This is a genomic window from Corynebacterium epidermidicanis (assembly GCF_001021025.1).
Classification (GTDB): Bacteria; Actinomycetota; Actinomycetes; order Mycobacteriales; family Mycobacteriaceae; genus Corynebacterium; species Corynebacterium epidermidicanis.
In genome coordinates this window covers 2,089,342-2,103,474 of sequence record NZ_CP011541.1, presented here as the reverse complement: position 1 = coordinate 2,103,474, position 14,133 = coordinate 2,089,342, and the positions used below count along the sequence as shown (strand labels likewise).

The 14,133-nt window shown below is 60.4% G+C and carries 5 protein-coding genes; all 5 read left to right on the top strand.

Going from position 1 to position 14,133, the window contains the following annotated elements:
• The first annotated feature begins 97 nt into the window (after positions 1–97).
• Entirely contained in the window at positions 98–9,016 is an 8,919-nt protein-coding gene (locus tag CEPID_RS09650; protein WP_047241484.1) for a type I polyketide synthase, read from the top strand.
• Between the two features lie 596 nt (positions 9,017–9,612).
• The gene (locus tag CEPID_RS09645; RefSeq protein ID WP_047240794.1) at positions 9,613–10,527 is read left to right on the top strand and encodes a carbohydrate ABC transporter permease; all 915 of its coding nucleotides are present in this window, start codon (positions 9,613–9,615) and stop codon (positions 10,525–10,527) included.
• Positions 10,524–11,375: a carbohydrate ABC transporter permease gene (locus CEPID_RS09640; protein ID WP_083984436.1), complete on the top strand. Its 852-nt coding sequence runs from the start codon at positions 10,524–10,526 to the stop codon at positions 11,373–11,375. The genes CEPID_RS09645 and CEPID_RS09640 overlap by 4 nt, the downstream gene beginning before the upstream one ends.
• A 34-nt stretch (positions 11,376–11,409) precedes the next feature.
• Positions 11,410–12,741, top strand: a complete 1,332-nt coding sequence (locus CEPID_RS09635) for an ABC transporter substrate-binding protein (RefSeq protein ID WP_047240793.1) — start codon at positions 11,410–11,412, stop codon at positions 12,739–12,741.
• A 30-nt stretch (positions 12,742–12,771) separates the two neighbouring features.
• Positions 12,772–13,860 (top strand): ABC transporter ATP-binding protein, encoded by a 1,089-nt coding sequence (locus CEPID_RS09630; protein ID WP_047240792.1) that lies wholly within the window; start codon positions 12,772–12,774, stop codon positions 13,858–13,860.
• Positions 13,861–14,133 lie beyond the last annotated feature (273 nt).

Below are 14,133 nucleotides of genomic sequence, written 5' to 3'. Positions count from 1 at the left end.
ACGTTGATATTGCACACGTGCGTCCGTTGTCGTGAAAACGGCAGCAGGTGCCCACTAGAGAAAAGAGCTAGATCGCGTGACTGAGCAGCGTTTTCAGATTGAGCCACGACTCGTCGACACCCTGGGCAATAAGGAGGGGCAGCAGCCTTTTGCACTAGTTTTTGCAGGTCAAGGTTATGACTGGTTGGCTACTTTGCGTACCGCGCTGGCAAGTGGAGCGCAACGCCACATCGTCGAGCTGCTTAGTGCCGCCACTGAAATGCTGGGTCCGGTCAGCGACGACATCGCAGCGGCGCAACCGTATGGCTTCGATCCGGTCGCTTGGGCAAACGCGGAACAGCCTCCACTGCTTGATGCCTCGCAAGCGGCGATTTCCGTTCCGGGGATCCTCACTGCCCAGCTGGCTACGCTGATGAACCTGGAAGCGCAGGGGCTGCAGATTGAAGATGCTGTTTCAGCTGTGGGGCACTCCCAGGGGGCTCTGGCGGTGGCTGCTACTAAAGATCTCTCCGCGGCAGCCGAGATTTTGGCGATTGCGCAGCTGATCGGGGCTGCAGTCGCGAAGCAAGCTCGCATGGCCGGGTTGATTAAGCAAGGGGAGAACGCACCCATGCTGTCGGTGTCTGGCATCGATCGTGAGCAACTAGCCCAGGCGATCAAGGGCACCGGCATGGAAATTGGTTTGCGTAACAGCCGGGACAGTTTCGTCGTCGTGGGCAAGCCCGCTGAGCTGCTGCAGCTGCAGGAAGCGCTGGCAAAGGTCGCCGAAAAGCAGGCGCGCCTTCGCGAGGAGAAGCGTACCGGCGGTAAGCCTTTTAGCCCGGTTTTCCAGCCGATCAATGCCACGGTTGGGTTCCATCACTCTGCGCTTCATCCTGGGGTGGAACGCGTGGAGGATCTTGCTGCTCGCTGCGGGCTCGATGCGCAGCTCGTGGGAGATTTGGCGCGGGCCGTCATGGTCGATGCAGTCGATTGGCCGGCTGAGGTTCACGGCGCGTTGGAGGCAGGCGCGCGGTGGTTGTTGGACGTGGGGCCAGGGACGGGCGTCGTAAAGCTCACGCGAGGGGCGAGCATTGGCCGGGGCGTAGGCGTGTTGGCAGTCGCCGATCACGACGGTCAGGCAGCGCTTTTCGACGCTGGTTCGGCACCGAAGCCCGCGCTGAACTACGAAGAATTCGCACCGCGAGTTGAGGGTGGCAAGCTTGTTACGAAGTTCACCGAGCTGACCGGGCGTTCCCCAATGATGCTGGCCGGGATGACTCCTACGACCGTGGACCCGGAGATTGTCGCTGCAGCGGCAAACGCCGGTCACTGGGCGGAACTCGCAGGTGGCGGGCAGGTCACTCCGGAGATTCTGGACGGCAACATCGCCAAGCTCGCTAAGCTGCTCAATCCAGGGGTGAATGCCCAGTTCAACTCGATGTTCCTGGACCCATACCTGTGGCAGATGCAGATTGGTGGCAAGCGACTCGTCCCGAAGGCGCGTCTAGCTGGCGCCCCAATCGATGGCATCGTGATCACGGCGGGTATGCCAGAGCACGACGCGGCAGTGGAATTGGTCCGCGAACTGCGTGGCAACGGGTTCCCGTGGATCGCTTTCAAGCCTGGTGCCGTCAAGCAAGTGCGTAATGTGTTGGCGGTGGCCAAGGATGTCCCAGACGTGCCGATCATTTTGCATGTCGAAGGCGGTAAGGCTGGTGGTCACCACTCCTGGGAGGACCTCGATGACCTCCTGATCGCAACCTATGACGCGATCCGAGAAACCCCCAACACCGTGCTGTGCGTCGGCGGTGGCATCGGCACTCCGCAGCGGGCCGCCGAGTACGTGTTGGGCACGTGGTCGCAACGCTATGGGCTGCCAAAGATGCCGGTCGACGGCATCCTGGTGGGCACCGCCGCCATGGCGACCAAGGAAGCTAAGACTTCCGACGCCGTAAAGCAACTTCTCGTGGAGACCGCTGGCCAAGACGAGTGGGTGGGCGCCGGCCAAGGCGCCTTCGGCATGGCATCCGGACGTTCGCAGCTCGGCGCGGACATCCATGAGATTGACAACTCTTTCGCGCGGTGCGGGCGTGTGCTCGACGAGGTTGCCGGCGACGCCGCCAAGGTGGAGGCTCGCCGTGAGGAAATCATCGCGGCCATGGCGCAGACCTGCAAAGTTTACTTCGGTGACCTCGCAGACATGACCTACGAACAATGGCTCAACCGCTACCTTGAACTATCGGGCCCGCACCAAGGCTCCTGGACCGACGTGTCCTGGAAGAACCGCTTCGCCTCCATGCTCGAGCGGGCCGAGGCGCGCTTGATCTCGCAGGACCGTGGCACCTTCACCCCGAAGGTGGCGCTTGGTGAGGATCCGGCAGCGGCCGTCGCTCAGCTAAGCGAGCTGTACCCAACCAACGACCTGCTGCACCCAGCGGACGTGGCCTGGTTCTTGAAGCTGTGCCGCACCCCAGGAAAGCCCGTCAACTTCGTCCCCGTCATCGACCAGGATGTGCGCCGCTGGTGGCGTTCGGACACGTTGTGGCAGGCCCACGACGCCCGCTACGACGCCGATCAAGTGTGCATCATCCCAGGTCCTGCTGCCGTCGGCGGAATCACTATCAAGGATGAGCCAGTGGCAGACCTGCTGGCGCGCTTCAACCAGGCCGTCATCGATGAACTACCGGCAAGCCCGGCCTCGGAAGCCACGGCGACCGAGCGAGTGCTTGCAGCCCAGGGCACCTTCTGGGCTGGGCGCAACACCACGTCCATGATCGCCCGCTTGGGTGATATGGATGCGTGGGAACTAAGCGAGGACCGTCGCCAAGCTACGCACGCCCCAACCGGTGCGCAGTTGGCAGACCTTGATGCTACGCACGCCCAACTGAGCGTCCCGCTGGTGGGTTCGACGGTCGCTGGCACCGCAGCCCAGCTGAACATCCGCTTCACGTTGCCAGCAGGACCGGGCGTTCCAGAGGTCACCCAAGAAGATGCCGAGGTGGCGATGTCGGAACTCACCCGCATCGCCGCCGGGGGAGAGCTGGCCGAGCTGAGCGACGGCGTGGCGCACTGGCGCACCACCTTGTCTTACGATCACATTGCGGACTACAACAATGTCACCGCAACCTACCTGCCAGCCACCCTCACCCCGGCTGGCACCGCGCCGGATGTCCTCGTTGGATTGGCCTGGCCGGCGATTTTCGCTGCCGTGAAGTCCGCGACCATCCCAGGCTCGGATGCCGCCTCCGTGGTTGAAGGAATGCTGAGCCTCGTTCACTTGGAACACCACATCAAGTTGGTGGAAGCGCAGCCCGATGAGCTGCCGACGGACAGCGTCGACATTCGCGTTGAAGCCACCGCCGATGAAGTCAGCGACACCGACATGGGACGTGTCGTGATTGTCCGCGCTCGCGTGTTCGCGACCTACCCCGATGGCGAGCGTCAGGTAGCTCAGCTTTCTGAGCGTTTTGCGATCCGCGGCCGAAACGGCAAGGCCACCGCACGCACCAACACCTCGGTCTTCCCATCTGTGGTGGACACGCCTCGTTCGTTCCGTGCCTACGCCAAGGTCACCGCGCCACACTCAATGCTGCCGTTCGCCCTAGTCTCCGGCGACCGTAACCCGATCCACGTCTCCAACACGGCAGCGGCACTCGCTGGCCTGTCAGATGGCGTGATCGTCCACGGCATGTGGACTTCAGCCATCGCTGAACTACTCGCGTCCTCTTCCTATGAGGGCAGCCGCGCGGTGAAGGTTGTTGAATACACCGCCACGATGCTGGCACCAGTGCTGCCTGGCAAAGAAGTGGAATTCACCGTGGAACGCGCCGGGGTGGACAACCGCCCAGGCTGTGGCGAAGTCCGAGAAATCACCGCGAAGGTCGATGGCGAACTGGTACTTACTGCCACCGCTGTTATGGCTGCGCCACGTACGTTCTATGCCTTCCCTGGCCAGGGCATCCAATCGCCAGGTATGGGAATGGCTTCCTACCAATCCTCCGCGGCAGCCCGCGCAATCTGGGATCGTGCGGACGCCCACACCCGGGCCAAGTTGGGGTACTCCATCCTGGAGATCGTCCGTAGTAACCCGCTTGAAGTCACCGTGCATGGCGAAAAATTCCAGCATCCAGACGGCGTGCTGTACCTCACCCAGTTCACGCAGGTAGCAATGGCGACCCTCGGCTGCGCGCAGGTGGCAGAAATGCGCGAAGCCTCCGCTCTCAATCAACGCGCTTTCTTCGCAGGCCACTCCGTTGGTGAATACAACGCACTGGCCGCCTACGCAGACACGCTGTCACTGGAAGCCGTCGTAGAGATTGTCTACCAGCGTGGATTGACGATGCACCGCCTGGTTGAACGTGATGAAAGAGGCGTGTCCAACTACGGGCTAGCAGCACTTAGGCCAAACAAGATGGGTCTTTCGGCTGCCGAGGTCTTTGACTACGTTGCCACCATCGCCGAACGTACCGGTGAATTCCTGGAGATCGTGAATTACAATATCGCTGGCGTGCAGTACGCGGTGGCCGGCACCCGGGCTGGGCTTGCTGCCTTGGCTGCCGATGCGGAGCGTCGTGCTCCTGGCCAGCGTGCTTTCATCCAGATCCCAGGCATTGACGTGCCGTTCCACTCCTCGCATTTGCGCGATGGAGTTGGAGCGTTCCGTAAGCACCTGGACTCTTTGTTGCCGTATGAAATCGACCTGGACGTACTTGTCGGCCGCTACATTCCGAACCTGGTCGCTCGTCCTTTCGCCCTGGACCGCGCATTCGTGGAATCCATGACGGAGGTAGTGTCAAGCCCAATTCTCGACGACATCTTGGCAGACTTCGAGGCCGCCTTAGCTGAACCGCAACAGCTAGCACGAACCCTGCTGATTGAACTGCTGGCCTGGCAGTTCGCCTCCCCAGTGCGTTGGATCGAAACTCAAGACTTGGCGCTGACTTCCCTGGACGTAGACCGATTCGTTGAGGTCGGCGTGGGATCTGCGCCAACCATTGCCAACATGCTGGGCCAGACGCTGCGCCTGCCACAGTATGCCGGGGTAGACATCGAAGTGCTCAACGTCGAACGCGATGCCGCTATTGTGTTCGCCACCGACGCTTTGACTCGCGATGTGCCAGCGGAGGAGCCGTCGGAAGCAGCGGAAGTTACCACGCACAATGTGGCAACTGCCCCAACCGAAACCGTCGCAGCGCCCGCGCCAGCGGCAGCTGCTTCGGGGCCGCGCCCGGAGGACATCGCTTTTACTCCTGCTGACGCAACCGACATGCTCATTGCCATCTGGACGAAGGTCCGGCCAGATCAAATGGCCACCACCGATTCCATTGAGACGCTGGTGGAAGGTGTCTCTTCGCGTCGAAACCAACTGTTGCTTGATCTGGGCGTGGAGTTCGGCTTGGGTGCCATCGATGGTGCCGCCGATGCCGAGTTGGCCGACCTGAAGAACACCGTCACCCGACTGGCCAAGAACTATTCCGCTTTCGGCCCCGTGCTTTCCGACGCTGCCGCCGATGCCCTGCGCCGCATCACCGGGCCGACAGGCAAACGACCAAACTACATTTCCGAACGCGTCACCGGAACCTGGCAGCTTGGTCAAGGTTGGGCCGATCACGTCACCGCCGAAGTTGTCATCGGTGCCCGCGAAGGGGCTTCGCTGCGCGGTGGGGAACTCGCCAGCTTGACACCAGCTGCGCCGAGCAACGTCGCAGAACTCGATGCGCTTATCGATGCTGCTGTTCAATCTGTCGCCGCACGTCGCGGAGTGACCGTTGCGCTGCCTTCTGCTGGCGGAGCCGGCGGCGGGGTCGTCGATTCGGCCGCGCTGGGCGAGTTCGCCGAAGCCGTCACTGGACGCGAAGGCGTGCTGGCAACTACGGCGCGCACCATCTTGTCCACCCTTGGTCTCACAGAACAGCAGGGGCGGGGGCTGTCTGATGCCGATGACGACGCCGCGCTCTTCGAGTTGGTATCCCGCGAGCTCGGTTCCGACTGGCCGCGTCAAGTTGCTCCCGCATTCGACGCGAACAAGGCCGTGCTTCTCGACGACCGCTGGGCCTCCGCCCGTGAGGACATCACCCGCTACTCCCTGGGTGAACTCACCGAGTTGGACATCACTGGCGCGGGAGAAAACGCTGCTCAACACGCTGAATACTTTGGTTTGACCGAACTGGCAACGCAGGCACGCAGCACTGAGGAACTGCGTTATGCGAACGACATCGCTGTCGTCACGGGTGCATCTCCTAACTCGATCGCAGCGGCAGTTACGGAAGGGCTCCTCGCGGAGGGTGCCACGGTCATCGTGACTACCTCAAGCTTGAACCACAGCCGACTGGAGTTCTACAAGGATCTGTACCGCAGGGCCGCCCGCGGCTACGCTGCCCTCTGGATCGCGCCAGCAAACCTCAGTTCCTACGCCGATCTTGATGCTCTCATCGAGTGGGTAGGCACCGAGCAAACCGCCACTGTCAATGGCGCCAAGAAGGTCCTCAAGCCAGCCCTGGTGCCGACGTTGCTGTTCCCATTCGCCGCTCCTCGTGTTTCGGGTTCACTCGCCGACGCCGGCCCACAGGCAGAAAACCAAATGCGTTTGCTGTTGTGGTCGGTGGAGCGCCTCATCGCAGGGCTGTCGGAGATCGGAACGAATACCGAGATCGGCAAGCGTTTGCATGTTGTGCTTCCGGGTTCGCCTAACCGGGGCCGCTTTGGTGGCGACGGCGCATATGGCGAGTCCAAAGCCGCCCTCGACGCCCTGGTTACCCGCTGGCATGCCGAGCCGGTGTGGGGTGAGCGCACCTCCCTCGTCCACACTTTGATCGGCTGGGTGCGCGGCACCGGACTGATGGGTGGCAACGACCCACTCGTCGCGGCGGTCGAAGCCGCCGGGGTGCGCACCTACGCCACCGAAGAAATCGCCGACGAGCTGCTTTCCCAAATCACTCCTGACGTTCGCTCCGTCGCCGCACAAACGCCAATCACTGTGGACTTCACCGGCGGACTAGGCGAAGCCGAAATCAACCTCGCTGAGCTGGCTCGCAACGCCACGGCCCAGCAGGAGACGTCGACAAGCAATGACGAGCAGCCCCGCACGCTGCAGGCGCTGCCCACGCCTTATCGACGCCTCACCCATACGACCCCGAAGTTCGAGGTCACGCAGCCTCTGGAGGACATGGTCGTCATCGTAGGCGCTGGCGAACTGGGCCCATATGGCTCGGCACGCACGCGTTTCGACGCCGAACTGACCGGCACCCTCTCGGCGGCTGGCGTCACCGAACTGGCCTGGACGATGGGGTTGATTACCTGGGATAACGGCTGGGTGACCGCCGAAGGTGAGGACATCGCGGAAGAAGAGATCTTCGATCGTTTCCACGACGAAGTCCTCGCCCGGGTGGGCGTGCGACAGTTCCACGATGATTTCGGCATGGTCAACAACTTGATGCCGGAACTGACCACCGTCTACCTCGACCGCGATCTATCCTTCGGGGTTTCAGATGAGGCTGCCGCTCGCACCTTCGTCGAGTCTGAACCGGACAACACAACCGCTCACCTCGATGAAGAAACCGGAGAATGGGTGGTTACCCGCCGCGCCGGGTCGGCGGTGCGCGTGCCGCGTCGCATGGCGATGTCGCGCTTCGTCGGAGGTCAGATTCCGGAGGGATTTGACCCGAGTGTGTACGGTATTCCTGCCGATATGATTGACAACCTTGACCGCGTGGCTGTCTGGAACTTGGTTTGCACGATCGATGCGTTCCTGTCCAGCGGTTTCACTCCGGCGGAGATCATGCGTTCCCTGCACCCGGCGCGCGTGTCTTCCACCCAGGGCACCGGCATGGGTGGCATGGCGTCCCTGCGCTCGCTGTTCATCGACGGCTTGCTTGCTGAGCCACGCCAGAACGACATCCTGCAGGAAGCCCTGCCGAACGTGATGGCCGGTCATGTCATGCAGTCCTATGTCGGTGGCTATGGCCAGATGATTCACCCGGTGGCGGCCTGTGCCACGGCCGCGGTGTCCGTGGAAGAAGGCATGGACAAGATCCGCCTCGGCAAGGCGGACTTCGTGGTCGCCGGTGGCCTGGACGATCTGTCTATGGAGGGCATCACCGGCTTCGGTGATATGGCAGCGACCGCTGATTCGGGCGAGATGCGGGCCAAGGGGATTGAGGATAAGTTCTTCTCTCGCGCCAACGATCGTCGCCGTGGTGGCTTCGTAGAATCTGCTGGTGGCGGCACGATCCTGCTGGCGCGTGGTTCCCTGGCTGCGGAACTCGGCCTGCCGGTCCTGGGTGTGCTCGGATTTGCGGAGTCCTTTGCGGACGGCGCACACACCTCCATCCCGGCTCCTGGGCTCGGTGCTTTGGGCGCCGCTCGTGGTGGATCATCCTCCCGGTTCGTCTCTGCTTTGGCTTCGCTCGGTGTTACTCCGGATGACATCGCGATTGTCTCCAAGCACGACACCTCGACCACCGCGAACGATCCGAACGAGTCTGACCTGCACACTCGCATCGCTCGCGCGATCGGACGCGCCCCGGGCAACCCGATGTATGTCATCTCCCAGAAAACTCTCACCGGACACGCTAAGGGCGGCGCTGCCGCGTTCCAGATGATCGGCCTGACCCAGGTCCTGCGCTCCGGCGTGGTGCCGCCGAACCGCTCGCTGGACTGCGTTGACCCAGTACTTGCTGACAATGAGCACCTCGTCTGGTTACGCTCGCCACTGGATCTCGGATCTCGTGCTCCTAAGGCCGGCTTGGTGACCTCGCTGGGCTTCGGCCACGTCTCAGCGCTGATCGCGATCGTGCACCCAGCTGCGTTCGAGGCAGCTCTGGGCGCGCGTGCCGACGAGTGGCGTGCCGCTGCCGAAGCGCGTGAAGTGGCTGGTCTGCGTCGTATTCTCACCGCGATGCACGGCGGGGGTGCCCTGTACGAAAAGCCGGTTGACCGCAACCTTGGTGGTACGGGTTCCGAGGCTAAGGAACGTGAGGCAGCAGTGCTGCTGTCGGAGAATGCGCGACTGATTGACGGAGTGTTGCGGGCTTAGGATTCGCAGGCTTAATCAAAATAGCCGAAGCGTCGGCTAGACGCCTTCGAAGTTGCTCAGTTTTGCAAATTTTGAGCAATTTCGAAGGCATTCGGCGGTTGTGGCTAGTTGTGTTCCGTGCTGATGCTTTCAGGAGTGGGCAACGTCCCGCCTGGCTGTGGATACTTTTCGACGTGTTTTGCTGAGCATTGGTGCTCTATGGATTGCCGACAAGCAGGGGCGAAAGGACGGTAATTTCCATTTGTTTTCCATCGTGTTGGTATTGGCGTTGTTTCTGTGGATCTACCTGGCCGTAGCTCACAGATATGACTCGCCCTGAATATAGAGCTTCACTGGGATAGGCGAGGTGGCGTCGAAAAGCCTGCCACAATGCAACAGGATGAGGACAGTCATAGTGCTTGCATTAAGTCTGGGCTGCGCTTGGTGCATTGTCCGAACTGGGTCCACTTTTTAGACCGATGTTGGCTTCTCGTGCAAGCGTCAAGGGTGGGGCTACATAAACGGGGAATCAAGTTTTGCAATGTTCACCTAAACCCAGAGTTCTGTTAACCCAAATGTTGGAATTCGGACACAATCGCGGGGAAACATGACCCTTTGTGACTGAATCAGTTGTAAATCTGCGTCGAAAGGCGCAGCGAGCCAAACGTCGTGAGTGGTGGTTGGCAGCGGCTCTGCTTGCGCCGAACTTGATTTTGCTGTCGGTGTTTACGTACCGGCCGCTGATCGACAATATTCGCTTGTCGTTTTTTGACTGGAATATTTCCAGCACGACCTCAACTTTTGTTGGTTTTGCAAACTATCAAGAATGGTTCAGTCGCGAAGATACCAAGACGATTGTTTCCAACACCCTGATCTTCACGCTGTTCGCGGTTGCCGGTTCGATGCTGCTGGGGCTCGCGCTTGCCATGTTGCTCGACCAGCAGCTCAAAGGACGAAACTTCACCCGGTCCGCAGTGTTTGCGCCGTTCGCGATCTCTGGTGCTGCCATCGGCGTCGCCTTTCAGTTCATCTTTGATCCGAACTACGGGCTGATCCAGGACCTCCTGCAGCGCGTCGGATTCGACAGCCCTGATTTCTACGGCCAGCCTAAGTGGGCGATGTTCATGGTCACGTTCACTTTCGTGTGGAAGAACCTAGGCTACACCTTCGTCATCTACCTTGCTGCGATGCAGGGGCTATCGAAAGACCTGGAAGAAGCCAGCGCTATCGATGGCGCCAGCTGGTGGACCCGCCTGACCAAAGTCACGCTCCCGCAACTGCGACCGACCACTTTCTTCCTCTCGATTACAGTCACACTGAACTCGGTGCAGGTCTTCGACATCATCAACGTCATGACCCGTGGCGGCCCCCAGGGGGACGGCACGATGACCTTGGTATTCCAGGTCTACGAAGAGACTTTCCGAAACTTCCGGGCGGGCTATGGTGCGACAGTGGCCACCATCCTCTTCTTGATTCTGCTGCTGATCACGCTGATTCAAGTCCGCTACATGGATAAGGGGAACGCACGATGATGGACATTCACGGTGGTTCGCAGGCGACACGCGTCGCTAAGCGGGTAGTGGGCTATGCGGCGATGGTCGTGGCCCTGTTGTTCGTAGGCCTGCCCTTGTTTTGGATTGTGATGACGTCGTTCAAGGAGCGACCTGACATCTACACCAGTCCGGTTAGCTGGATTCCGCCGACGTGGAACAAGGACAACTATCGAATTGCCACCACGGAGGTGCCGTATTGGACCTACCTGCGCAACTCGGTGATCATCACGCTGGCGTTGTGTGTCATCAAGATTGTGTTGGGGACATTGTCGGCCTACGCCCTGGCGATCCTGCGATTCCCCGGTCGGCAGCTGGTGTTTATCGTGGTTATTTCCGCGCTGATGGTTCCGAGCGAGATCACCGTCATCTCCAACTTCGCGCTGGTCAATGCCCTGGGGTGGCGCAATACCTTCCAGGGAATAATCATCCCGCTGGCAGGAGTCGCGTTCGGCACGTTCCTCATGCGCAACCACTTTATGTCGCTGCCTTATGAACTGATCGAGGCAGCGCAGATGGATGGCGCCGGACCACTGAAGCTGTTGTACAAGGTACTGCTGCCGATCTCCATGCCCACATTGGTTGCCTTCTCCGTCATCACGCTGGTCAACGAATGGAACACCTACCTGTGGCCGTTCATTATCTCCGATACGGAGGCAGTAGCACCGCTGCCAGTGGGCCTGACGATGCTGCAAAACAACGACGGCATGACCAACTGGGGTCCCGTCATGGCGGCGACCATTCTCACGATGATCCCGATCCTCATAATCTTCCTTGGTCTGCAGAAATACATGATCAAGGGTCTGACCACCGGTGCCGTCAAGGGCTAGCCGGGGACAACTGAAAACCATTCAAGGAGCAACAATGAAGCGTCGCAATTTCCTCGCGCTAGCCGGCCTCGGAGTCGCTGGTGCCTCCCTGGCGGCCTGCGCTGGCACAGGTTCCACCGCTGGTTCCGGCTCTGAAGCAAAGTCCAAGTCCGAAGGCGGCAAAGTCACCGAGTTGACCTGGTGGTCCAACCACCCTGGCAAGTCCAAGGACGTAGAAACGGAACTGATCAAGCGTTTCAACGAGAAGAACCCGGACATCAAGATCAACCTGATCGATGCTGGCAAGAACTATGAAGAGACCGCCCAGAAATTCAATGCTGCACTCACGGGTAAGGATCTCCCAGACATCGTCGTGCTTTCCGACGTCTGGTGGTTCAACTTTGCCATCAACGGGCAAATTGCCAAGGTCAACGAGGTAGCCAAGAAGGCCGGCATCGACCCAAGCACCTACGTCCCAGCCCTGTACAAGGACTACGAGCTGGACGGCGCCAACTACGCCTTCCCATTCGCTCGTTCCACCCCGCTGTTCTACTACAACAAAGACGTATGGGCTAAGGCTGGCCTGCCAGACCGTGGCCCAGAGACCTGGGCCGAAATGGACGAGTGGGGCACCAAGATCCAGGCGGTCCTCGACGGCAAGCAGAAGGCGCACGGTTGGGGTAACGCAGTGGATTACCTGGCCTGGACTTTTGAAGGACCGATGTGGACGATGGGTGGCGCATACTCCGACAAGTGGGACCTGAAGTTCAACACGCCGGAGACCGTCAAGGCCGTTGAGTGGCTGAAAGCAACCGTGAAGGGCGACAAGGCATACGCTGGTGTGTCCCAGAAGATCTCCGCAGACTTTACCGCTGGGCTCGTAGCTTCCGCGATCATGTCTACCGGCGACCTTACCGGTGTTAAGAAGGACGCGAAGTTCGAATTCGGGACCGCACCGCTACCAAACCCAAAGGGCGATGGCGGCTGCCCAACCGGTGGCGCAGGACTTGCGATTCCATCCGGCATCTCGGAAGATCGCCAGATCGCAGCAGCCAAGTTCATTGACTTCATCACCAATGCCACCAACACTGCCTACTGGTCCCGCAACGTGGGCTACATGCCAGTGCGTACCACTGCGCAGGAAGATGCGGAGCAAAAGAAGTTCATGGAGGAAAACCCGAATTTCGCTACCGCCGTCAAGCAGCTGCCACAGACACGCCCGCAGGACTACGCCCGCGTGTTCATCCCAGGTGCCGACACCAAGATCGGCGGCGCCTTCGAGACCATCCTCAACGGCAACGCTGAGGTACAGCCAGAGATGGACAAGCTGCAAAAGGAAGTCCAGTCCATCTTCGATGCTCAGGTCAGGCCACGGCTGAAGAAGTAGCATTCCCCTCTCACACAAGGAACACACACCATGGCAACCGTTACCTTCGATAACGTCAGTCGGATCTATTCCAAAGGCGCTCGCCCTGCAGTTGATTCGTTGAACTTGGATATTCAAGACGGCGAGTTCATCTGCTTGGTTGGCCCGTCCGGCTGCGGAAAGTCGACCAGCCTCCGCATGCTGGCCGGCTTGGAACCGACCGATGCCGGACGCATCCTCATCGGTGGCGATGACGCTACCGGTATCGCGCCCCGCGACCGTGACGTTGCCATGGTGTTCCAGAACTACGCGCTCTACCCCAACATGACTGTCGCAGAGAACATGGGATTCGCGCTGCGCAACGCGGGTGTCGCCAAAGCGACCATCGGGGAAAAGGTCCAGGAAGCTGCCCGTATCCTGCAGCTAGAGGAGTTCCTCGACCGCAAGCCTGCCAACCTTTCGGGTGGCCAGCGCCAGCGCGTAGCCATGGGGCGCGCCATCGTCCGCGACCCCAAAGTCTTCCTCATGGACGAACCGCTATCTAACTTGGACGCAAAACTTCGTGTCTCCACCCGATCCCAAATTTCTTCACTCCAGCGCCGCCTGGGCACCACCACGGTCTATGTCACCCACGACCAGGTGGAGGCCATGACGATGGGGGACCGCGTAGCCGTGCTAAACGCCGGCGTCCTGCAGCAATGCGCCACGCCCCGGGACATCTACGATCACCCCGCTAACGCCTTTGTAGCCGGGTTTATCGGCTCCCCGGCGATGAACCTGTTCACCCTGCCACTCAGCGGGTCAGGTGTATCTCTTGGCGACACCATGATTGCGCTCACCCCAACCCAGGATGTCCGTTCGGATTCTGAGATCATCGTTGGTGTCCGCCCTGAGGACTGGGAAATCAACGCGCCCGAGGGCCTCAAAGTGCGGGTGGAACACGTCGAAGAACTCGGCCACGAATCCTACGGCTATTGCGCCCCGGTCTCGGAAGACGTCGTTGCGCGTAGCGGCGATATGTCCCGAATCGCGGTCCATGCCCCGCACTCCCGGGGCCTATCGGTGGGGGATACCTTCGTGATCTGCCCGCTGCGCGAGAAGATCCACATGTTCTCTACGGCAACCGGCGAGCGCATCTAGCTTCGTCGGTAACCACAGCGAACGCGCACATGCCTTCGAGGTTGCCCACTTTTGCGAATTGTGAGCAATCTCGAAGGCATTCGACGTTGCTGGGACCGGGGAGCGAATCAACGCTTTCCAGGTAACAAATTCGCCACAAAAACCTGCCCAGATACCGTGACGCACGTCATGTTCTACTGGCCGCCCCAGGCAGGGTACCGCGGGAAACCCACAAATCAGGTCACTGTTTGATAACGTTTTTGCTGCTCACTGGTGTCTTCGCACCGTGAGAAA